This is a genomic window from Streptomyces sp. NPDC000880 (assembly GCF_053599675.1).
Window position 1 is genome coordinate 1 of the sequence record NZ_JBSFMS010000010.1, and the last position, 22357, is coordinate 22357.

The following is a 22357-nucleotide window of genomic DNA, read 5'->3' on the forward strand; positions in this document are numbered from 1 at the left end:
CTGCAGATCCACGGCAGCGCCCAGCTGGCCCAGTCCCTGCTGGCCGCCGGGCTGATCGACACATTGCGGCTCGTGATCGCCCCGGTCGTGGTGGGACAGAGTCGACGCCTGTTTCCCGGACGGCGGAGCATCGGCCGGCCTGCGGCTCGTCAGCCATCGTGACGTGGTTGGTGCCGGCGGGCAGGGCCCGTACACCCACGATCGCCAGGCCGGCCATGATCGCGCCGGACCAGAATATCCAGTGGTACGAGGTGTGGTCGATCAGCAGACCGCCCAGCAGAAGGCCCCCTCCGGCGCCGATACCGGCGATCGCCGAGATCAGCCCGAGCGCACCCGGCCTGCGGTTACGTCACGTCTTACCGACCGGGGGACCGACCCCGCGGACGACGAATCCCGTCTGGGCACTCCCAGTAGGGCACCTTGAGAACAGGGCCTCTCGTGAGTCGTTCGGATTTGCCTCCACGATCAGACGAGAGGCCCTGCCTCACGCCCCTACCTGGGAAAGATCACCCGCGTGACCTCGGTCAGGCCATGTACGCGAACCGTTCGTCGATCAGGGCTCGCGGACGTCGCACCTCGGCTGCGATGTCGACGTCCTCGGCGAAACCTCCCCAGCGTTTACGGAGTTCGAGAATCGCTTCCAGTTGGGCCGACGTGATCACTGCGTCCGGTACCAAGCCGGTCCGGGCGTCCGCGGCTGCGTCGACCATGCGCTGAGCAATGTCAGGATTGATCTGCCATTCGCTCACGACCAGTTCGGTGCAGTCTGCGTGATGCGTTGGGTCGAGGCAGTAGTTCATCGCTTGCCGATATGCCGAGACAAACCGAGAGACCGTGTCAGGTGCTTCATCCAGATACTGGCCTCGGCCGGCGAGAACCATGGAGAGGTAGTCGGGGACGACATCCACGGTCGGGATGAGGAGGGATGCCCCCTCAGCCTGCGCCCGGACGTCGAAGCCGGCGTTGAGGAGCGTGGCCTCGAAGCTCCCGGAGAGGAGTGCCTCGAATCTGCCCGGGGTCCCTCCCGCTTCCACCACGCGGTAGTCGATGTCGAGCGACAGGCCCCGGCTCTGCAGGAGTTCGTACAAAAGAAACGCGAACCCCGAGTCCCACGCATCGACCGCGACGGTCCCATTTCCGACCTGGCCCGGCTCGTCCACCCCGGGCCGGCCCATCAGGGAGATGCCGCCCGCCTGGTCGACCGCGGCAATGATTCGTGCGTCGACAGGTCCGTCGCCGACTCTGTTCAGGCGGAAGTTCGCGATGTTGTCCGGCGAGGTCAGCGCCACATCCAAATCCCCGTCGCGCAGGGCCCGGAACAACCCTGCCGAAGAGGGAATGCGTTGCTGCTCAACCGTCACACCGCTGTCTTCGTAGTAGCCCTTCCGGACGGCAACGAGATGGGGCAGGGAGGGGCTGAACAGTCCGAGACGCAATGGCGTCCGGTCAGCCATCACCGACCACCCATGACCGTGGTCGGGTTGATGCCGGCGGCTGAGAGAACCGCATGTGCGGCGTTGCGGCCGGGCCACCCTGAAACCGAGCCGCCGGGATGCGCGGTGGAACCGGTCAGGAACAGCCCGTCCAACGAGGACGCGTGGGTCGGCCAGCCGAGGATGTACTCGCCGCTGGGCAGAAGGAACTCTCCGCCGTGGCACGAGCCCCCAATGTTCTGCGGATTGCGACGCGCGAGACCGGTGGGCGTCTCGGGAACCACGGCCAGCACATCGGCTTCGTCGAGACCCTCCACGTAACGCCCGGCGAGAGTCATGAGCCGTTCCGCGTAGCGGGGTCCGAAGCTCTCCCATGACTCACCGCTGGCGAGGCTGTGCGGTGCACACGTAAGGATCTTGAAGGTGCCCCCGCCCTCCGGTGCGCGGTCGGGGTCGACCGCGGTGGAGGAGACCAACAGCATCCAGGGATCGTCCATCTCGGGTTCACCAGTGGAGAGACCGGCGACTTGACGGCGGGTGCCCTCCGGGCTGCCGAGCCCACCAGAGGTGGAGAGGATCGACTCGCCGCCGACTCGGTACCGGACGTCCTGCCGCAGCGCCGCGTGGACTGCGAACAGCGAAACTCCGGGGCGCCACGAAGCCGCTGCCGCCGTCAGGTCTTCGGGCGTCTCGTCGCCGAGCATGCCGGGCAGGGTGGTCAGGTGCGCGGAGGACACGACTCCGATCCGAGCCTGGATGCGTCGGCCGTCGTGGGTCTCGACACCAAGGGCGCGCCCCTGGCCGACGAGGATGCGCGAGACGGCCGAGTCGACGAGGACCTGACCGCCGTGATCGGCTATGAGTGCGGCCAGAGCTGCCGGCAGAGCTCCGGATCCTCCGATCGGGGTCGCCCAACCGAACTCGAGCCGCCCGTTGGTGACGCTGACGGGGAGGGCACCGGTCCCACCGCGTGTCGGTGGCTGGAAGGTGGCGAAGCCCATCCACAGCATCATGCGGCGCGTGACTTCGTGCTCGAACGCGTTGTGGATCACGTCCCAGGCGCTCTGGCTGCGGAGCGCTTCGTAGGCGACCGCGCCCGCATCAGTGCCGAGAGGCAGGCCCGCGTTCCACCGCCGGTGAACGGCCTTCAGGACCGAGTTCCACTCCCCCACCATCTCGGTGAAACGCGAGGCGTCCTTGCGCGAGAACCTGGCGATCTCCTCCGCCGTCTCCTCGACCGACCGGTGCAGGACGATGGCGTCCCCGTCTTCGAGAGGGAGCACCGCGGCAGGCTCGGTATAGGCGTAGCGCAGGCCGTACTTCGAGATCAGGCCGAGTTCATCGTCACGCAGGACGGGGTTGGACTGGATCAACGCATGGGCGGACGAGCACGAATCGTGCTGCCACCCTTCGAAGGTCAATTCCTCAGTGACCGTGTTCCCGCCAATGATCGGTTTGGCCTCGAGTACGGCGACCTCGAGGCCGGCCTTCGCCAGGTAGCCGGCAGTGATGAGGGCGTTGTGGCCCGCGCCCACCACGATGACATCCACGCTCAGGTCGGATTCAGACATGTGCTCATCTCCAGGGGTTCATGCATGAGAGGCCGACGGTCTCGCCGGGCCGGACTTCAGGTCGCCGGTCGCCACTCACCGGCGCGGCGGCCAGGTGGGGACGACACCACGGCCGGATACGAATCGGACGTTCTTGGCCCGTACGAACTCGTGCAGGGTCTCGGGGGCGTACTCCCGTCCGAAGCCGCTGCCCTTCACACCGCCGAAGGGTGAGCCGATGAAGGCGCGGCGGGTGTAGTTGTTGACGAACACCATGCCGACCTCGAGCCGCCGGGCAAGCTTGGCGGCGCGGACCTCGTCACGCGTGCAGATCGCGGCTGTCAGCCCATAGTCGGTCGCGTTCGCGATCCGCACGGCCTCGTCGTCGGTGTCGAACCGCATCACACTCGCCACGGGCCCGAAGATCTCTTCCCGCGCCACGGTCATGTCCTCGGTGACACCGCCCAGCACCGCCGGGGCCACGAAGAATCCTTCGGCCAGCCGCTCATCGTTGGGAAGCAAGGCCTGGTACAACAGCTCGGCGCCCTCGGACAGGGCCACTTCGAGGTAGCCGTTCACACGGTCACGCTGGCGCGCGTCGACGAGCGGCCCGATGTCGGTCTCGGCGACCAGGGGGTCGCCGACGACGAGTGCCTCCGTACGTCGGACGAACTCCGCGGTGAACTCGTCGTAGAGGGACGAGTGCACCAGCAGGCGGGATGTCGAGGTGCACGCCTCGCCCTGGTTGTAGAACATGCCCTCGATGGCGACGTCCAGGGCGTTGTCGAGGTCGGCGTCGTCGAGCACGATGAGCGCGTTCTTCCCGCCCAGCTCCACCGTCGTGTAAGTGAGGTTCTCCGCTGCGCTCCGGAGTACCTTGCGGCCGGTCGCCGTGGCGCCGGTGAAGGTGATGCGTTCAACCCGCGGGTGCGAGGCCAGGGCGGCCCCGGCCTCGATGCCGCCCACCGCATTGATCACACCGGGGGGCAGAACCTGATTCGCCAGCTCTACGAGGCGCAGCACCGTCAGGGGCGCCTGCTCGCCGGGCTTGATCACGACCGTGTTGCCCACCGCCAATGCGGGGGCGGCCTTCTTGGCGAAGTGGATCGGCGGCCAGTTGAAGGGAAGGATCGCGGCCACAACGCCGTAGGGCTCGTAGTCGACCCGGGACTCGATCGCGCCCTGGTCGAGGATCTCGCCGTGGACGGTGTCGGCGATTCCGGCGTAGTAGTCGAAGCCGGTGTGACAGGACATGATGTCCACGCGCCGAGCGTCCCGCATCGGCTTGCCGACCTCACGGGCGACCAACTCGGCGAGCTCGTCGGCGTGGTCACGGATGACCGCGGCGACCTGCCTCATCAGATCGCCGCGCTCCTTCGGAGACAGGTCGCGCCAGGTTTCCTCATAGGCGCGACGCGCGTCCTTCACCGCACGGTCCACGATGGCCGCGTCGGCGGTCACGAGATCGGCCAGACGAGTCCCGGTCGATGCCTCCAGTACCGGGATGGTGGCCGCGCCGTCGGCGTCGACGAAGGCGCCACCGATGAAGGGGCCCCAAACTGGCCGGTCACGCAGCAGCTGGTCCGTCACGTCGGGTACCGCCATGGTTCGGGAGGCAGGCAAGCTCATGGGAGGACTCCTGATCGGTCTGTTGACGGGTCTGTGTCGATCGGACGGGACTTTCGCAGCCAAGTCCGGGTCGAACTCAGCCGGTTGTCCATCACCATGTCTGCCTGCGGTTATGCTGTCCAACGAAGAGTTTTCATGACTGTCATGAATCTGGAGAATGAAGTGGAGCTGCGTCACCTCAAGCACTTCGTCGCGGTCGCCGAGGAAGGCAGCTTCACGCGTGCCGCGGAGCGGATTCACCTCGTGCAGTCGGCTCTGTCCGTCTCGATCCGGTCGCTCGAACGCGAGCTCGGCAGTCGACTGTTCGAGCGCACCACCCACCATGTCGAACTCACCGACGCCGGCCAGGCTCTGCTCGTCGAGGCACGTCGCACACTACGTGCGGCCGATGCCGCCCGCGATGCCGTCGCCGCCGTACACGGCGGGGTCCGCGGCACCGTGCGCGTGGGCATCATGCACTCATCGGCGCTCATCGATCTCGGCAACCTGCTCGCGCGCTACCACCAAGAGCGGCCCCTGGTACAGATCGTGCCGAGCGCCGTGCAGGGCGGGTCCACCGAACTTGCCCGCCAGGTCATCGACGGCAATCTCGATCTTGCCTTCACCTCGCTTCCGGGTGGGTACCCGCCCGGCCTGACCGCGCACCTACTGGTGTCCGAGCCAATGTCGCTGGCCTGCCCCCCCGATCACCCGTTCGCCGGCCATCGCGTCGTCCCACTCGCGGAGCTCGACGGCGCACAGTTCGTCGACTTTCCGCCCGGTTGGGGAACGCGACGCAGCATCGACCAGCTCTTCCTGGAATCGGGCTTGCAGCGCGAGATCGCGGTCGAAGTGGCTGATATCGGCACCGTCGTCGAACTGGTGAGAGCAGGTTTCGGGTTCGCGTTCCTGAGCCCGTCCCTCGTTCCCGACACCCGCCGTGTCACCCTGCGCCCAGCGCAGCCGAGACCGGTGCTCTCCGTATCGCTCATCACGCCGAACGACCGTCCGCTGTCAGCAGCGGCCCGAGCGCTGATCGACTTGGTGCTGGCCACCTATCGCACCATCGACCCCCGCCAGGACCAGCCGGCAGAGGATTGACCCTGCGTGTGCGTGATATCCGCCGGCCCGCGCGACTGGTCCGACGGCTGCGGATCGGGTGCGGATTCCGCGGGAAGTCCATGACGACCTTTATCAAGCGTTCCTCCGCCCGGCATGCCCCCTCGAACTGCCGAAGCCGACCGATCAACCTCTCGTACCAAGCCACCGGCGGAACGAATCGGAGCCCGACGAAGGTCGCAAACGGCCCTTCTTCGAGGAACATCACAGAAACCGGCAACGGCCCGGAACGCCCGTTCATGACTTGGGCTGATACGGTTTCGCGATCCGCCGAGGGCCGCCCCGGCCGTGGCCTATAGAGTGAAGGCGCCGGCCTGGCCAACTACCGGTACGGTCGGCGGTTCTGGAGTACTGCCGTCGGCCCAAGTGCCGAAGTCCGTCCGGCGTACTGGGACCCGCGAATGTGCAAGTTGTCGGCCGTCCTGGCGACCCGCCGAACACGACAGGCCACGCACATGGGCGCGCATCAGCCTCTCAGTGATACGGCGACCTACGGGCTGGTAGTGCCAAGCCCAAGCGGCTCAATCAAACGAGGGGACCCAGCCGGGGCGGATTCCGGCGCGATTCAGCAAGTCGGCGCTGCGACGACTTCCTTCTGCGGCAAGTGATGTGGAGTCCAAACCCACAACGACACCGTCGGCCTTCAAACGCCGTCCTGCGACGAACACATTGTCGACCGCTCGACGACTTGCCTGCTGGACCACTGCAGACACCGGGTCAAGAACGGGGACCATGGAGATGTCATCGGTGCGGATGGTGATGATGTCGGCCTGCTTTCCCTCGGCCAGACTGCCGATCTTGTCCTCCTGCCCCAGAGCTCGAGCGCCCTCGACCGTCGCCATCTCCAGAACCTGACGCGCCGTGAGAGTCGAACTCCAGGGATTCTCCTGCTTGTCCAACGCCGTGGCATTGCTCTGTCCACGAGTGATTGACATCGCACATCGCATAGCCGTGAACTGATCGCCCCCGGCTGCCATACACGTGTCGATTCCGACGTTGGTTCCCACACCCGCTGCCAGGAGCCGTCCGATCGGCGGCCAACCGTGACCCATTCCCGCTTCGTCCTCGGGGGTGACGCTGGCTGTTACTCCCGCATCAGCCATCATCTTCATTTCCTCGTCCGTGAGCTGATTACAGTGCCCGAACGTCATGTCGGAGCCGAGGAGACCGGCTTCGTGCAAACGTTGAACAGCCGGCCTCCCGGGAAAGATCCCCTGGCCGATGTGAACGTTGATTCGAATGCCGAGGCTGCGCGCGAGGGACCATTCCTGCTGAACGATCTCCATTGTGGACATGTCCGGTCCCCTCCCCGCCAGACCGAGCGTGACCAGTGCGTCGTCGGAGGACAGGACCCCCTCCCGAAGCCTCCTCACCTCGGCTTCCGGCATGGGAGACGTACTCAGGAAAGGCTCCGCCAAACACTCGACGTACTGGTTCGCGGAGCCTCCGTAGCCGAAGGTGGCTCGAATGCCCGTTCCCTGCAGTGCCTCCACCATCGCATCGGTGTGTTCGGGACTGAGCTGGCTGTGCGACCAGTCGAATACTGACGTGACTCCCGAGTCGAGAGCGTCCAGTGCCCCCAGCTTCTCGCCGAGATGGACATCTTCGGGGGTGAAGTGATGGCCGATGGTGCCGAACATGGCGACGCAGTACTGGACCAGCGACCAGTCGGTGGCAAGCCCCCGCAGAAGAGCCTGATACAGGTGCCGGTGGCTGTCGATGAAACCCGGCAGGACGATGTGTCCGGACACGTCGACGATCTCGGCGTCATCGGCCTCCAATGTGGGGGCGATACTCCGAATCGTTCCCCCATCGATCAGGATGTCTCCGATGAGGTCGCCGGTGCCCGTGTCCATGGACACGATGGTCCCGCCTTTGAGAATGGTCTTCCGAGCTGAGGTCATTCCGTGCTCCCTTGATCGCGCCAGAGGCGGCCGAGCCAGAAGTGGATTAGCCACTAAGCTAGACCCGCGGTCAGACGAGAACAATGGGTGTGCACTAACTTGTTCGCCGACTCTGGAATCCCAGGCAGCGACGCCTGTTTGCCTCGCTAATGACTTTCGGCGAGATGCTCGGCCATGGCCTCATGGTGACGCAGCACAGCTTGCACGCCCATGGCGATGTCGCCGGAGCGCACTGCATCGAGGATCGGCTCATGGAGCGCATTGAGCGCCTCCGCCTCGGATTTCTCCAGCCAGGCGGGCACAGTCCCCCTTTCTACCCACGCCTGGTACTCGTAGTTGATGACTGTTGTGTGAACGCTCTCGAAGATGGATGACAGGTAGGGGTTCTGCGAAGCACGAACAAGGGTGGTGTGGAAAAGCGTGTCCGCGCTCATCCAGGCGGCGACGTTCCCCGCGTTGCTGCGAAGTTGCTGCAGTGCCGCCTCGCCGGCCGCTATTTCCTCAGGGGTCGCCCGCTCGGTCGCTCGCTCAATCCCAGTGGTTTCCAACCACAGGCGCAACTCAGTGAGGTGCAGTACGGACTCCTGGTTGAGGTCCAGCATGAGACCGACGGTCGTCGCCAATTCGGCTTCAGGGCGACGGGTGACATAAGCGCCGGAGCCACGCCGGGATTCGACCAGGCCGCGTACCACCAGAATCCTGATGGCTTGGCTCACGGTCGGCCGACTCGCACAGAGAATCCTGACCAGGTCACGCTCCGAAGGGATGCGAGCACCTTCCTGCAGCTCTTTGGCGGTGATGAGTTGCTGTATCTGCGTCGCGAGGTCTTCTGCCGCGCGTGGCCCAGTCTTGCTCCGCTGCAACGACTCCCGTTCGACTCTGCTCCACAAACGTTCGTCGGTCACGGGCTTTGAACGGGTCACGCTTCCTCCTGCATCGTTGGCCACCTCAGGATAGCGAGGCAGCGAGATGCGAGCCCAGTCGTCCTGGGCCCGAGCCGGGACAACCCCGACGCGGTATTCAGCGTGGTCTCGGTCAGTCCATGCAGGCCAGCGTTCGCCGACGTCCTGGGAGAAACAAACCTCCCAGGACGTCGGCCGAGTCGTCCGTGCGCTTACGCCGAAACAGGCGAGAGACCGGGCCAGTGGCGCAGTAGTAAGGCCGTCACGTCGGGTGCCGGCATGGATCGGGGCGCGGGAAAGCTCATAGGAGGACTCCTGATCGGTCTGTCGAGGGGTCCGTGTGGGACGGATAGGGACTTTCGCGACTCAGGTCCAGATCGAACGTGCCCGAGTTGTGCATCACAAAGCCACCGCAGACGGTCAGGTCGGACGTGATCTCCGCGATCTCGGACTCGTCGATGGTGAACACATCGTCCGACAGGACCGCTAGGTCCGCTGATGCTCCTGGACGGAGGTGGCCACGATGCTGTTCCTCGAACGAGAACCAGGCGCTGCCCTGTGAGTACGCATTCAGGGCTTCGGCTCGGCTCAGGAGATGCTCATTCGCACGACGCGGGCCCCCGTCCCACGGAATTCCCGTGATGAACCACGAAAGCGCGTGCCATGGGTTGTAGGAGGCGCCCCGTGTGCTGTCGGTGCCGGCTCCGATGGGGACACCCGCCCGCATGAGGGCCCCGAGTGGCGGCCCGTTCACGACCGCTTCTTCACCCCACCGGTCGGCGCACACGGCTGCCTTGTGGAGCAGGCGCCCTTGAAACGCCACACCGATGCCCAGATCGGCGATTCGGCGAATGTTCGCCTCCGTCAAGCACTCGGCGTGGCAAAGGTTCCAGCGCAGGGGGGCCAGGGGAACCTGCTGATTGACTAGCTCGAGGGCGTCGAGGATCCGCGTGATGGAGGCGTCCAGGATGGCATGGATGGTGTGCGGCCACCCCGAGCGAGCACCTGTCAGGCAGATCTCGACGAACTCCTCGAAGGATTCGTCACTGATCTCAAAGGGCGCCATGCCCTCCCAGTCATGGCATCCCATGACGAGCACCTCGCCCAGGCCGAGCACCGACAGCCATTCGTCACCGAAACCGGGGGCCATGAACTGCCGCCAGGCGTCGAGCTCTTCAGCCTCCGACCCAGGGCTGGTGGCGCAGAGATTGAGCCGCACCCTCAGTGGCAGCCGTCCCTGGGCCCGCGCGAGGCGAATCGCGTGATACCTGTCCGGGCGCATACCCAGGCCACCCGCGTCCACGATGCCGGTGATTCCGAGGGAGGACAGACGTTCCAGGAAAGCGACAGTGGAGTCGACAGTACGCTCGAGAGGGGGCTGAATGATGGCTCGATTGATGTGCTGATAGGCCTCCAGGCCCGAGAGACGCCCATCCGGTGCTCCCGAACCGTCGCGGTGGAGGATGCCTCCCGCCGGGTTGTCGCACCGGCCCTCCCACCCGAGTTCCGACAGGGCCGCGCTGTTGAGGACACCGAAGTCGTCGTAGCTGTAGAGCGGATGAACGAACACCGGATGATTGGGAGCCGCGGCGTCCAGTTCTGCCTTGGTGGGCATCCGTAGCTGTTTGAATTGCGTGGGGTGCCATCCGCCGAGCGCTGCGACCCATTGGCCTGCCGGACGGGCCGCGGCCAGGTCGCTGATGCTCTTCAGCGCCGCGTCGAGATCCCGGTAGAGCGTCCAGTCGAGCTCGTCGATGTAGGTGAGACCCGCGCGGACCGCGTGGATGTGGGAGTCGATAAGACCCGGGATCACTCGCCTGCCACCGAGGTCCAGGTGCGTGGTCGCCGCACTCGCAAACCGTTCGACATGCGTTCGTGTACCAAGGGCACGAACCCGGCCCCCGCTGAGCAGGATGGCCTCCGGGCCGGCCCCGGCAACCGGCGCCGACCCGCCGGGCCAGATCTGGCCGTTGTGGAGCAACAGGTCGGGGACATTCCGCTTGTCAGAGACCTCATAGGGCCCCTGGTTGTGTTGCATCATGCTCGGCGCCTCCCGTCGTCAGTCGAAGTTGTTCTTCCTGCCATCACGGACGTAGTCCACGGTTCCGGCGATGTGATCGCGTTCGTGAATGGTGTGCTGCTTGGCGACATGGCCGAACATCTGGATCCCGAAGCCGCCGTCGAGGTCGTTGACGATGCGTTGCTTCCACGGCCGGCGCACGATCTGTGTCGTGAGGCGACGAGTTGTCCGCGGCTGACTCATGATGTGATCGGCGATCTGGTAGGCCCGCTTGATGAGATCCGCGCGCGGCGTGATCTCGTTGACGAGTCCGTACTCGAGTGCCTGCGCGGCCCCAATGGCCTGTCCGGTCAGCAGGGCGTACGCGGCGCGCTTGGTGCCGAGGAGTTCCTGGAACGCGTTGTGGATGCCATCGGCGGGAACCGAACCGATGTCGAAGTGCAGGTCGAAGATGGTCGCGTCGTCGGCGGCCAACGTGATGTCGCACATGAGGACGATCTCGGAATGGAATCCGTGTCCGTTCAGGAGCCCGATCGTGGGGATCTCAAGGTCGTTGACCAGGGAGCTGACGTTGATCCGCCCGTCCTTGTAGGCGTATTCGTACGCCCAGTGGGGCAAGTCCTCGGCTTCGAGTTCGAAGCCCTGCGGGTCCGAGTCCATCATGAACTCGTCCCCTGAACCGGTCAGGATGAGGATCTCGTTCTCCGGGTCGGCACCGATGATCTTCAGCATCTGGCCGAGAGCTCGATGGTTCTGGACACTCAGCTGAATGGGTCCGCCCAGGGTGTGTGCCTCGGCCAGGATCACACCATCCTCTCGACGGGTCAGTCTGAAGAAGTCCTTGAAGGTCTCGGCGTACTCCTCGAACTTCGGTGTCGGGATGAATTCTTGAAGCGACATGTTCCCTGCTTCTTTCGGTCTGCTTCGCTGACAATGGTGCTCACCAAGAGGTGGCGATGTACTTGGTCTCGGTGTACTCGAGCATTCCTTCGTGGCCGCCTTCACGACCGATCCCGCTCTGTTTCATGCCTCCGAACGGTGCGCTGGGGTCGGACACCAGCCCGCGATTCAGTCCGACCATCCCGGAATTGAGACGCTCCGCCGTGCGCAACCCCAGGCCGACGTCGTCGGTGTAGACGTAGGAGACCAGCCCGAACTCCGTTGCGTTGGCTGCCTCGACCGCTTCATCGAGATCTTCGAATCGCACCAGCGGAGCCACCGGACCGAAGATTTCCTCGTCCAGGATCGAAGAAGACTGGTCGACCCGATCAAGAACTGTCGGCGGGTAGTAGAAACCGACTCCGCTGGGGGCCGACCCGCCCGTGAGTACTGTCGCGCCGCGGTCGACCGCGTCGTCCACGAGCGCCCCCACCTTTCCGCGGGCTTCCGCGTTGACGAGCGGGCCCAGGTCGGTGCCCGGCGCATACCCGGGCCCCATCTTGAGACCGGCCATGGCCCGGGCGAAGGACCGTGAGAACTCGTCTGCGAGTGATTCGTGCACGTAGAACCGGTTCGCGGCGGTGCACGCCTCTCCCCCGTTGCGCATCTTCGCCGTCAGCGCACCCGCAACAGCAGACTCCACATCCGCCCCGGGGAGCACGAGGAAGGGAGCGTTTCCCCCGAGTTCCATCGACGTGCTCAGCACCCGGGCGGCCGCCCCCTTGAGCAGATCGATGCCCACCTCGGTGGAGCCTGTGAACGAGATCTTGCGCACCGGCGACTGATCCAGCATGGTTCGGACGATCTCCCGCGACCGCCTGGCCGGCAGCACGTTCACCACGCCGTCCGGCACCCCTGCCTCCTGCAGCAGCGCCGCCAACGCGAGGGCGGTCAAGGGCGTGTCACTGGCCGGCTTGAGGACGACCGTGCACCCGGCAGCGAGTGCTGGACCGATTTTGCGCGTGGCCATCGCCGCCGGGTAGTTCCACGGAGTCACCAGGACGGCGACACCGATGGGCTGGTGTTCGACGACGATGCGGTAGTCGCCCGACGGGGCCGTGGACAGCGTGCCCGTGAGCCGAACGGCTTCCTCGGCGTACCAGCGGAAGAACTCGGCAGCGTAGGAGACTTCGGCTCGGGCATCGGCGAGTGCCTTGCCGTTCTCGAGTGAGATGAGGAAGGCGAAGTCGTCCAGTCGCTGTGTCAGGAGTTCGAACGCTCGTCGCAGGATTTCGGCACGTTTTCGCGGAGCCACGGACCCCCAGGACTCTTGGACCGCGGCAGCACTGCCGACCGCGACGATCGCGTCGGCTTCGCTTGCCGAACTGACCTCGACGATGGCCTGCTCGGTCGCGGGATCGATCACATCGAAAGTCGAGTGGTCAGATGCCTCACACCACTTGCCACCGATGAAGAGCTGCGTGGGCAGTCCCGCTATGACTTCGGGCGTCATCACTGAGGCTTCACCTCCATGCCCGAGGACAACGCCTGCACTTCGAAGAGGGATAGAAAATCGAGGTCCCTGTGTCCGCGCCCGATGGCGGCCTGGACAAGCTGAAGCACGCTTGCGGCGAGGGGCATCGTGACCTCTTGCTCTCTTGCGGCAGCGAGCCCGAGGTCGAAGTCCTTCCGGAGCAACTCCGTGGTGAAGGTGGGGGTCCAGTCCAGCGAGAGCAAGTCCGGAGTGCGCTTCCGCACCCAGTCAGTTGCCAGCACAGTCTCGTTGAGGAAGCTCAGGAAAGCCGCTCGCGGGACACCCGACTTCTCGGCCAGGGTGGTGACTTCCGAGACGGACTGGGCGATGAGTCCGAGATAAAGGTTGTGGCAGATCTTGACCAGTCGCGCCTGTTCGTCCTCCCCTACCCACACGGCGCTCTTGCCGATCTTGCGGAGATACGGCTCGGCAAGGTGGTAGCTCTCCTTGGGCCCGGACGCGACCAGCACGGCTTCGCCCTCCGCGACAACGTGCGGATTGCCGCTGATCGGTGCGGCCAGAAACATCACGCCTCGCTCACCGACAGCCTCTCGCACCTGTGCGGACGCCTCGGTGTTGACCGTCGAGCAATCGACAATCATGCGCGGCAGCCTGTCTGCAGAAAGCAGGCCCCGGGGGCCGTTCACGACCTCGTCGAGGTCCTTCGGTGTCGAGACCATGACGAAGACAATGTCGACGGCGGCGAGGTCCACGATGTCGTCGACGACGTGCGCGCCGGCTCGCGCGAGTTCATCGGTCTTGCTGCGGGTGCGATTCCACACTGTCATGTCGTAGCCGGCATCGACGAGTCGCCGAGCCATGGCCGATCCCATGCGCCCGGTGCCGAGCCATCCGAGGGAGGATGATGTGGTCATTCTGGGTCCTCACGTGTTCAGTAGGTATTAGACGGGTGAGTACTCGCCGATGGTGGCTTCGTTCGGCACGGCCCGAGGGGCCTCCCCGTCGCGCTGCAGAATCGACCACGTCTGGTCGACGACGTCCTGGGTCCCAAGGCCGTACTTCTGGAACAGCGGGGGGGCAGTCCGAGCCCCCTCAGCGAACGTGTCCTGAAGCCCCACCCTCCGCATCGGACGGCTGGCTCCGGACTCGGCGAGCACCTCCGCAATCGCTGAGCCCAGACCTCCGATGACCGAGTGGTTCTCGACGACGACGCTCGCGCGCGTGCTTCGGGCAGCGGCCAGGACGGTTCCGGCGTCCAGTGGTTTCACGACCGGAACGTTGACAACCCTGGCGGTGACGCCCCCCTCCGCGAGCACGTCAGCTGCCGCCAGCGCGGAAGCAAGCATCATCCCGTTGGCGAACAGCGTCACGTCGTCGCCGTCGGTGAGCACTTGCGCCCGGGTGAGTGAGAACTCGTGGTTCTCCTCGAAGATCACCGGGATCTCGCCACGCTTCAAGCGCAAGTAGACCGGTCCGGGCACATCCACGATCGCCGGGACGACGCTGGCGATCTCCACCGCGTCCGCGACGTCGATGACCATCATGTTGGGGATGGCCCGCATCAGCGCCACGTCCTCGATCGCCTGGTGGCTGGGGCCACCAGGGCTCGACACCCCGGGCATGAACCCCACGATCCGGACGGGGAGATTGGGGTAGGCGACCGCGTTGACGATCTGGTCGAGGGGCCGGCGCGTGGCGAAGACCCCGAAAGTGTGTACAAACGGCAGGAAGCCGCGCCGAGCCAGGGCGCCGGCCATGCCGATCATGTTCGCCTCGGCCATGCCCGCGTGGATGAACCGCTCCGGCAGTGCATCGCGGAACAGGTCGATCTCGGTCTGCTTGGTCAGGTCCCCACTCAGGCAGAGCACTTCCTCCCGCTCACGAGCGAGGGCGAGCAGAGCGTGGCCATAGGGCTTGAGCACGGTGGAATAGGGCTTGCTACGCAAGGCGGGCCTCGACTTCCGAGATGGCGGACGCGGCGAGATCCGCGGGGAGTTTGATGAAGTGGCCGTCCGCGTCCTCGGGGAGAACAGTCAGGCCGTGAACGGTCGAAGTCCGCCCGATCACCACGGCCGGCCTCGGATCCGCGATGGCGGATTCGAGAGCGGCGTGCACCGCGTCCACGTCATGTCCGTCGACGTCGAAGGCCGCCCAACCGAAGCTTTGCCACTTGTCGGCGATGGGCTCGATCGTGGTGATTTGGGACACCGGACCGTCGACCTGCGAGTTGTTCGCATCCAGCAGAACGGTGAGATTGCCGAGCCCGTTGTGGGCGGCGAACATCGCCGCCTCCCAGGTCTGCCCCTCCTCGAGCTCGCCATCGCTGACGAACACGAACACCCGTGCGTCGGTGTCGTTTCGCATCTGCCGGGCCAGCGCGAATCCCACGCCTCCCGACAGCCCCTGCCCCAGCGACCCGCAGGTGAGGTCCACAGCGGGAGACTTCTCCGTACCGATCGCCTCGAGCGACGAGTCGTCGTGCCCGTACGTCGCCAGGACCGCCTCGTCCAGGCATCCCACTTCAGGTGCGGCCGCGAAAACGCTGATGCTGTAGTGGCCCGGAGAAACGACCAGGTCGTCTCGCGAAGGCACGTAGTGTCCCGAGTAGAGCGCGGCGAAGAGCTCGGCGGAGGACAGAGCCTGACCCAGGTATCCGAATCCATGCGGGGCGACCATGCGGAGAGCTCTCAACCGGATCCGGTCGGCAATCGCCGTGCGTTCGGCGGACTGTATGGACACTGCACTACCTCCCGTAAGAGGCCGACCCATAGTGGCCTAGCCAGTAACGTCAGTGAAACACCCCTGGCCTACTGCGTCAACGGCATCGCTCGGATTTCCCAGGTCCGGACCGCCCGCCAGGTGCACGACCTCGACGCGCGCCACATCGCGCCCGACGGCACACAGACACCCCGACCAAGAGGGCATCTGATCCAGGTAGTTCGTGTTCTGGGATGGTCCTGTGAGCGCACGCCCCTGGTGGTCACTGCCTGGCGAGCGAGCGCTCGTCGCCCTTGTCGCGGTGCCGTGTCCTATGCCAGGTGGACATGGATCGAGCCGGTGTTCACCGCCTGGCGGGCCGCCCCGAGCGGGCCCGGTACGGCAGCAGGGGTCCACGATCTGCGGGAGATCGCGAATGCGATCCCGTACGTCGAGCGCAACAACTGCGGCGGCAAAGCGCCGACATGGTCAACGGCCCCGGCCACACCCTGAACGTCGACGGCCACGCCTACGCGTGGATCGCTCTCGTGGTCGAGAGCATCCCTCGCGAGACCACCCTGGAGCTCCAACCGATCGGCATGCCAGCCATCGCCGTGACCCGCCAAGACCCCGACTTCCTCTTCCACCAACTGCGCTCGACCACCGCCGTCCTGGACTACCTCTTCCGCGTAGCCCCCCTGCCCGCCGTATTGCTGGGCGAGGAACCCGTGCGCTACTACGAGCACGCCGCGGCCGACCTGAACACGCCTCCCGGGCAGATGAACCCCGACCTGGTCGACCCCGGCGGCCAGGTGGCCTCCACCCACAGCTGCCACAGGCTCCGGCCGGCGACGACGGCACCCAGGCGCACCTCATAATCCGTCTCGCCCTGGAGGACCTCGCCAACAGCCCGATGGACGGCTACCTCACCGTAGCCAACCGCCTCACCGTGCTCTGCGACATCGACCGGCTGCCCGTACCCACACGCACCGAGTGGGCCACCTCCTGCTGGACATGCTCGACGACGTCCGCCGCGTCCCCGACGGCCACTGCACGTGGCGATTTCGCCGCCATCTCGCCGAAGACGGCGCCCACCAGCTCATCTTCGGCGCCGCCACCCGCTACGACCCTGAAATCCAGGCAGCCTTCTCCGCCTACGTCCAGCTGCGCCACCACGAAGTCGGTGCACGCACCAGCCGCGCCGAGGAGTCCTCCACCCTCTGCGTGCTACTCACCCCGCGCCATGACGGGCACCGCCCCTGGGACACCACCATGGTGCGCACCCACGGCCCGAGCCAGTTGACCGAGGGAGAACTGCGCGCGTTCGATCAGGTATGGAACCGCAGCGGTGAGCCGGATCCGGTAACTGAGCTGGAACTCCATGCCGACGTAGGCCGAGTGCGGCCGCGGTGGTGGACAGGCCGCAGTCAAGGTTCCGCAAAGCCGGACCACGGGACCCCCGCCTTCCAGCAGGCGTGACCAGCACCAACAGCGAGGTGACGGACCGTCAGAACGTGCGTCAAACGTGCGTCACGTGCATCAAATATGCGTCAAGATATCGCCCGTAACGTCCACAACGCACATAATGCACACCACCTAAAACCGCAGGTCAGGACCGCTTTTCGGCAGGCTCAAGAATGGCCACGCACTCCACATGATGCGTCATCGGGAACAGGTCGAAGGCGGGTCAGCGAGGCACACGAGCCTCAACGCCGCATGCCAATAGTCCGCTGTCGACCAAAGCATCGCGGAGTCGATCCTTGGTCGCCCCGCAGGGCGACCGGGCCAGCGAGTGCTTACGACGTCGTGGCGGTCGCTCTCCTTCAGCGGGGGCGGTGACCTCGCCCAGGCATTCGGACAACCGAGGCGAGAATCCCGGCCATTCACGGACCAGCGCCCTGCCGGCCGCAGTCATCTTCGCCATTTCGACAGTTCAGCACTGGTGTGGCGTCTGTACCACCAGCAGACGAAGAACCTGCTGGTCAGCTACTCGCCGAAGAAGCTCGGCTTCTTCCAGGGACACAAGAGAAGGCGCCTGAACTGGGCTTATGCCCGTCAGGCGCCTTCTTCCTGGTTCATTGATGGCGCCAGTCTGCGGGGAGACGAGCCGGTCCCGGGAGCGGGCCGACGGTCGCGGCCCGCTCCGGCGTTCAGTCCCCGGCCGGAGTGCCCGTCACCTTCAGATGACGGATGCGGCCGGCATTGTCGAAGGAACCGAAGCCCACCCGGCCCGAGGCGAAGACCGGGTCGGTGGCGGTGATCAACGGGGTGCGGCTGCCGTCCATGTAGACCGCGGTCTCGCCGGTGTCCGCGCAGTGGGTGAGGCGCACCTTGTGCCATCCGGCGTCCTTGATGGCCGGGGGCGCGCCATAGGAGCCGTTCCACTGGTCGTCGATGCGCAGCCGGTCCGCGTCGTTGACCGTGAACAGGCCGTTGTGCGGATAGATGGTGTTGTCGCTCGACAGGTGTGCGTACTGGAACCGGGTGTCGGACTGGTAGTCCCAGACGAGGATGACATCACGGTTGGTGATCTCGACGGGGGTGTCGATCCGTACTTCTGCCTCGATGGTGACGGAAGAGTAGCGCGGGCCCGCGGTCAGCACGGCGTACTCGAAGGGGCGGCGCGGTCCCGGGCGGGAGACGCCGGGCTCGGTCAGGATGGTCTCGCGCTCGGTGTACGCCCACTTGGCCGGAGTGACCGGGGCCCAGTTACCAGCGCCTGTGGTGTGGGTGGTGGGGGTGTTGCCTATCTCGCAGTCGGCGAAGGTGCGAGTCCCGGTCACCTTCCAGACCTTGCCGTTGGCCTTGGAGACGAGGTAGAGGCCGCCGCTGCGGTCGGAGCCGAAGCGCAGGTCGACACGCTGGTCGCCGGCGAGGTCGCGCATGGTGACCTTCTTGCCGGTGGACTTGTCGAAGAGCATCAGCTGCTTGAGCGGCGCGAGGCCTGCGCCGCGGCGCATGTCGCGGGTGTCGGCGGCGAGGATCCGGCCGTCGACCAGGTCGCCGAAGATGTATGTGCCGCGCAACTCGGGCGCGTCCTTGCCGCGGTAGACGAAGCCTCCGGCGATCGCGCGGCCCACGTCGGAGCGGCAGTTCCAGTCGGCTCCCGGGTCGTGGTCGTAGGCGGCGACCGGATAGGTGTAGCCGTACTGGGAGTCCTCAGCCGGGAGAGGGAGGATACGGGCGCACGGGTCGGTGGTCTTCTTGTCGAACACGAAGGGGCCCTCGCGTTCGCTCCAGCCGAAGTTGTCCCCGGCCTTGACCTCGTAGACCGACTCGACGGCGTGCTCGCCTATGTGGCCGAGATACATGCGGTGGCTGCCGCCGGTGTCCCAGCTGAAGCGGTGCGGGTCGCGCATGCCGACGGCGTAGATCTCGCCGAGGGCGCCGGGCACCCCGACGAACGGGTTGGACGCGGGGATGCCGTACTTGCCGTTGGCGCTGTCACGGCCCGCCGGGTCGATGCGCAGGAGCTTGCCGTGCGGGAGTGCCATGTTCTGCGGCTCGCTGTTGCCGACGCCCTGCCCTCCGTCGCCGACCGCGAGGTACAGCAGGCCATAGTCCTTGTCGTGGGGCTTGGCCGTCGGGTTGAAGTCGATCTGCTGGATGCCGTGCACCTGGCCGGTGAAAGCGATGCGCAGGACCTCGCGGTGGGTGCCGTGGAAGACGGCCGCTGCCGGGTCGTCGGCGGTCCACTCGGTGATGATGCCGTGGTAGGCGGCCGTACCGGCCTGCTTGAAGTCCGGGGTCTCGGTGGCCTGCGAAGCGAGCTCGGTGTGGATGGTGTAGAAGCGGCCGTTCTTCCCGAATTCGGGGTGGAACGCGGCGTACCCGAAGCCCTGGCCGAGGCCGCGGCCCGAGAAGAAGTGCGGGAAAGCGGCCTTGACGTCGAGGTAGGGGTGCGGGGCGCCGGCGGTGGTCCGCGTTGCGGCGCCGCGGTCGGTGAAGTACAGGGTGCCGTTGAGGTCCGGGGTCGCCATCCGGCCGGAGCCGTCGGGGAGTTCGTTGATGGTGTTGATCCGGGCGTGGCGCATCAGACGCGGGTCCGTGGGGGCCGGGGCAGGATCCGACTTGGGGAACTGCGCGAACTCCTGAAGGACGAGGCCCGTCCTGGACTGGGCGGGCTTCTGCGGTATGGGGTCGGTGAGGGCCGCTGTCGCGGCGGCGGGCGCGGGCTCGTCGGCGTGGGAGGGCGCGGCGAGACCGCCCAGGGCGAGGGCGGCACTAACGGCCAGGGCTGCCCAGTTTCTCCGATACGTACGTCGTGATGCCATGCGGGTCCCTTCGGGATGGCGCGAACGGCTGGGGAAAGTGGGTCAGTGGCCCTGCGTCATCCGCCGGTACTCCGCGCCGACCTGCCCGGCCGGCACCGCGCGGTCAAGGAAGAGGAGGTCGTCCATGCGGCAGTCGCAGGCGTTGTTTTCTCGGGTGTTCTGCGGGAAGCTGCCGCCGATCTTGATGCCCCGGGGATCGGTGGGCGAGGCGCGGTGCGGTGCGGGCGTGGTGGTGAGCTCCCAGGGGTCGCCGGGCGTGACGTAGAAGCCGTCCACGGGCTTGCCGTCGCGGTACAGAGCCATGGTGCCGTCTCGGAAGTCGAAGGTCGCGGCCAGATGAACCCACTCGTCGCGGGGCAGCAGTTCCTGCCAGTCGGCGGAGGCGGCGAAGGTCTGGGAAGCGCCGCTGTCGAGGCGCCTGCCGAGCGCGACCAACTTCAACTCGCCGTTGACCTGGATGAGTTCAAGCAGCGCGCGCACCGCGTGGCCGTCGGAGGTGCCGGACAGAACACCGGCGAGCCCGATCGCGCCGTAGCGGTCGGTCGGGTTGGCCGTGTTGGAGTTGAGGGCGGGATTGTCGCCCGTCATCTTGAACCAGCCCATGACGGTGGCGCCCTTGGCGCTGTTGAAGGCCCCGAGGGACTTCATGCCGCCGGCGTCCCAGGTGCCGGCCTTCCAGTCGTCGTTTCCTGCCTTGGCAGGATTCTGCTGGCGCACCTGCAGGGCGGGCGAGCCGCCCGGGTACGCCTCGTCGGCCACGCGCATGGCGGAGCCGCCGTTGATGAGTGTGAGCGCGGTGCCGGAGCGCCCGATGTCCCGCTCGCGGCCGGGGTCGGCGGGTTCGGGGTGCCCGAAGTCGTACGCCGCCACGGCCTGGGCCCGCAGCGGAGTGCCTACGTCGACGGGGGCGGGGCCGCTCGCCTGCGCGGGGAGCGCGGCGGCAAGGGCGGCGGACGCGGCCAGTGCCGCGGCGGCGAGTGCGGAGCGTCTGGTGCGGGGCGGTGTCATAGAGCCTCCCAGCGGGAGCGAAGGGGTTGTCGGCCGGGAATTCCCAGCCGATAGAAAGCGCTTTCGTTCACGTGCGGAGACCATGTAACTCGCTCGCCGCAACCCTGACAATGGGCGTGTACTCGCCAATTTTTGCGTGCACGGCGGCCGTCGCTCCGCCGCGCCTTCTTCTCCGGTCGCCCACAAACGGCGGACGGCCTGCGGGACCTGGCGTGGTTCATCCAGCACGGTACGGAGATGACGCAGGAGGACTTGTACGCACCGGCCACAACACTCTGCCTCTACCTCTCCGGCCGAGACATCCCGGGCAGCCGGGACGCCCGGGGCGAACAGGTCACGGACGACAGCTTCCTGGCCGTCCTGACGCCGCCGACCGCCCGAGCCGCTTCCAACTGCCCGGGCCACCGGGGGCAGAGACATACGAACTGGTCCTGGACACCTCCCGCGAGGACCAGCCCCCCGTCCCGGAACGCTCCACCGCGGCGGCACGATGCTGACGGTGCCGACGCGATCGCCCAGTGCGTCAGCGTGAACGGGAGACCTCTGCCCGAGTTGACGGCGTACTGCCATTCGCCGGCCCCTCTTCGCACTCAGTTCGATAGACTTCTCACCGGATCTGAGATGAAGTTGGGGTCGTTAGATGGTGGATGCGCACTCGAGCGCGGCTGTGTCACGGCGGCAACAGCAAATGGCACAGCTCGTGATCGCCGATGGCCAGGCCACAATCGCCGACCTTGCGGAGCGGCTCGGGGTGAGCCAGATGACCGCGTACCGCGACGCCAATCGCCTCGCCGAACTGGGAATCGTTCGGCGCGTGCGCGGCGGCATCACCGCTCAGCCGTCGTCGATCTTCGAGAGCAGCCTTGAGTACCGCATGCACGTCTTCCGTGCTGAGAAGGAGGCCATCTCGGAGGCCTGCCTGACGTTGATCGAGCCGGGGATGTCGTTGATGATCGACGACGGGACCACATTGCTTCCGCTGATCGGACGGCTCCACGAGCGGACTCCGCTGACTGTGATGACGACCTTCTTTCCCGCCATCACGGAACTTTCCCAGGTGCCCGGCATCAATCTCGTGGTGCTGGGCGGCAGTTACCGCCGACACTACGACAGCCTCGGCGGTGCGCTCTGTGCCGACATGATCAGCCAGCTGCGGGCGGACCTGCTCTTCCTGTGCCCGTCGGCCGTCCACGGCGGCGTCGCGCTGCACCAGGAGGAAGAAATGATGGTGACGAAACGGGCGATGATGAATTCGAGCGAGCGGCGTGTGCTGGCCGCGGACCACAGCAAGCTGGGTCGCCTTGCCACCCATCGCCTCGCGCCGGTGGAGGAGTTCGAGCTCGTCATCACCGACGACGGCGCCGATGCGGACGGGCTGGCCCACATCCTCGACCGTGGAACGCCAGTCAAAGTCGTGCCAATGGGCCGCTGAGACGACCGTGCGGACGACCGGAGGACGGCCGCCCGC

The 22357-nt window shown here is 66.2% G+C and carries 19 protein-coding genes and 2 pseudogenes; 7 read left to right on the forward strand and 14 right to left on the reverse strand.

Going from position 1 to position 22357, the window contains the following annotated elements:
- Positions 1-54 precede the first annotated feature (54 nt).
- Positions 55-162: a hypothetical protein gene (locus ACWDO5_RS05270; protein ID WP_450528677.1), complete on the forward strand. Its 108-nt coding sequence runs from the start codon at positions 55-57 to the stop codon at positions 160-162.
- A 31-nt stretch (positions 163-193) separates the two neighbouring features.
- Here the strand turns inward: ACWDO5_RS05270 and ACWDO5_RS05275 are convergent.
- The 4 genes and pseudogenes from ACWDO5_RS05275 to ACWDO5_RS05290 form a co-directional block, all read right to left on the reverse strand.
- Positions 194-334: pseudogene (locus ACWDO5_RS05275) on the reverse strand (hypothetical protein); the annotation flags it as partial.
- Positions 335-524: 190 nt separating this feature from the next.
- On the reverse strand, positions 525-1454 hold the full coding sequence (locus ACWDO5_RS05280) for an ABC transporter substrate-binding protein (protein ID WP_450528540.1): 930 nt from the start codon (positions 1452-1454) through the stop codon (positions 525-527).
- Entirely contained in the window at positions 1454-3004 is a 1551-nt protein-coding gene (locus ACWDO5_RS05285) for a phytoene desaturase family protein (protein ID WP_450528541.1), read from the reverse strand. Before ACWDO5_RS05285 ends, ACWDO5_RS05280 begins: the two co-directional genes overlap by 1 nt.
- Before the next feature lie 75 nt (positions 3005-3079).
- Entirely contained in the window at positions 3080-4612 is a 1533-nt protein-coding gene (locus ACWDO5_RS05290; protein ID WP_450528543.1) for an aldehyde dehydrogenase family protein, read from the reverse strand.
- Positions 4613-4756: 144 nt separating this feature from the next.
- Between ACWDO5_RS05290 and ACWDO5_RS05295 the strand changes: the two genes are divergently transcribed.
- Positions 4757-5692: a LysR family transcriptional regulator gene (locus ACWDO5_RS05295; protein ID WP_450528545.1), complete on the forward strand. Its 936-nt coding sequence runs from the start codon at positions 4757-4759 to the stop codon at positions 5690-5692.
- Positions 5693-6231: 539 nt separating this feature from the next.
- On the opposite strand, the gene ACWDO5_RS05300 is transcribed toward ACWDO5_RS05295, so the two are convergent.
- The 8 genes from ACWDO5_RS05300 to ACWDO5_RS05335 all read right to left on the reverse strand — a co-directional run bounded on the left by ACWDO5_RS05300 (position 6232) and on the right by ACWDO5_RS05335 (position 15649).
- Positions 6232-7614: an amidohydrolase family protein gene (locus ACWDO5_RS05300; RefSeq protein WP_450528547.1), complete on the reverse strand. Its 1383-nt coding sequence runs from the start codon at positions 7612-7614 to the stop codon at positions 6232-6234.
- A gap of 146 nt (positions 7615-7760) precedes the next feature.
- A complete protein-coding gene (locus ACWDO5_RS05305) occupies positions 7761-8537 on the reverse strand; it encodes a FadR/GntR family transcriptional regulator (RefSeq protein ID WP_450528548.1) in 777 nt (258 codons plus the stop codon).
- A gap of 280 nt (positions 8538-8817) precedes the next feature.
- Entirely contained in the window at positions 8818-10557 is a 1740-nt protein-coding gene (locus ACWDO5_RS05310; protein ID WP_450528550.1) for an amidohydrolase, read from the reverse strand.
- Positions 10558-10575: 18 nt separating this feature from the next.
- Positions 10576-11436 (reverse strand): enoyl-CoA hydratase/isomerase family protein, encoded by an 861-nt coding sequence (locus tag ACWDO5_RS05315; protein WP_450528552.1) that lies wholly within the window; start codon positions 11434-11436, stop codon positions 10576-10578.
- Between the two features lie 40 nt (positions 11437-11476).
- Entirely contained in the window at positions 11477-12928 is a 1452-nt protein-coding gene (locus ACWDO5_RS05320; protein WP_450528553.1) for an NAD-dependent succinate-semialdehyde dehydrogenase, read from the reverse strand.
- Positions 12928-13824 carry an NAD(P)-dependent oxidoreductase gene (locus ACWDO5_RS05325; protein ID WP_450528555.1) on the reverse strand — a complete coding sequence of 299 codons (897 nt, stop codon included), beginning with the start codon at positions 13822-13824 and terminating at the stop codon, positions 12928-12930. The genes ACWDO5_RS05320 and ACWDO5_RS05325 overlap by 1 nt, the downstream gene beginning before the upstream one ends.
- A gap of 27 nt (positions 13825-13851) precedes the next feature.
- Positions 13852-14832: a transketolase family protein gene (locus ACWDO5_RS05330; protein ID WP_450528557.1), complete on the reverse strand. Its 981-nt coding sequence runs from the start codon at positions 14830-14832 to the stop codon at positions 13852-13854.
- Between the two features lie 16 nt (positions 14833-14848).
- Positions 14849-15649, reverse strand: coding sequence for a thiamine pyrophosphate-dependent enzyme (locus tag ACWDO5_RS05335; protein ID WP_450528558.1), 801 nt, complete (start codon positions 15647-15649; stop codon positions 14849-14851).
- 285 nt (positions 15650-15934) lie between these two features.
- Between ACWDO5_RS05335 and ACWDO5_RS05340 the strand changes: the two genes are divergently transcribed.
- The 3 genes from ACWDO5_RS05340 (at position 15935) to ACWDO5_RS05350 (ending at position 17086) form a co-directional block, all read left to right on the forward strand.
- Positions 15935-16120, forward strand: a complete 186-nt coding sequence (locus ACWDO5_RS05340) for a hypothetical protein (protein WP_450528560.1) — start codon at positions 15935-15937, stop codon at positions 16118-16120.
- Positions 16093-16485 (forward strand): hypothetical protein, encoded by a 393-nt coding sequence (locus tag ACWDO5_RS05345; protein ID WP_450528561.1) that lies wholly within the window; start codon positions 16093-16095, stop codon positions 16483-16485. Before ACWDO5_RS05340 ends, ACWDO5_RS05345 begins: the two co-directional genes overlap by 28 nt.
- 115 nt (positions 16486-16600) lie before the next feature.
- A complete protein-coding gene (locus ACWDO5_RS05350; protein WP_450528562.1) occupies positions 16601-17086 on the forward strand; it encodes a hypothetical protein in 486 nt (161 codons plus the stop codon).
- Between the two features lie 671 nt (positions 17087-17757).
- Here ACWDO5_RS05350 and ACWDO5_RS05355 read toward each other — a convergent pair.
- Positions 17758-19881 (reverse strand): PQQ-dependent sugar dehydrogenase, encoded by a 2124-nt coding sequence (locus ACWDO5_RS05355; RefSeq protein ID WP_450528564.1) that lies wholly within the window; start codon positions 19879-19881, stop codon positions 17758-17760.
- Positions 19882-19923: 42 nt separating this feature from the next.
- A complete protein-coding gene (locus ACWDO5_RS05360; RefSeq protein WP_450528565.1) occupies positions 19924-20889 on the reverse strand; it encodes a LamG-like jellyroll fold domain-containing protein in 966 nt (321 codons plus the stop codon).
- 132 nt (positions 20890-21021) lie between these two features.
- Between ACWDO5_RS05360 and ACWDO5_RS05365 the strand changes: the two are divergent.
- Together ACWDO5_RS05365 and ACWDO5_RS05370 are read left to right on the forward strand one after the other, a co-directional pair.
- Positions 21022-21421: pseudogene (locus ACWDO5_RS05365) on the forward strand (glycogen debranching protein GlgX); the annotation flags it as partial.
- Between the two features lie 156 nt (positions 21422-21577).
- Positions 21578-22321: a DeoR/GlpR family DNA-binding transcription regulator gene (locus ACWDO5_RS05370; RefSeq protein ID WP_450528566.1), complete on the forward strand. Its 744-nt coding sequence runs from the start codon at positions 21578-21580 to the stop codon at positions 22319-22321.
- The last annotated feature ends 36 nt before the right edge of the window (positions 22322-22357 follow it).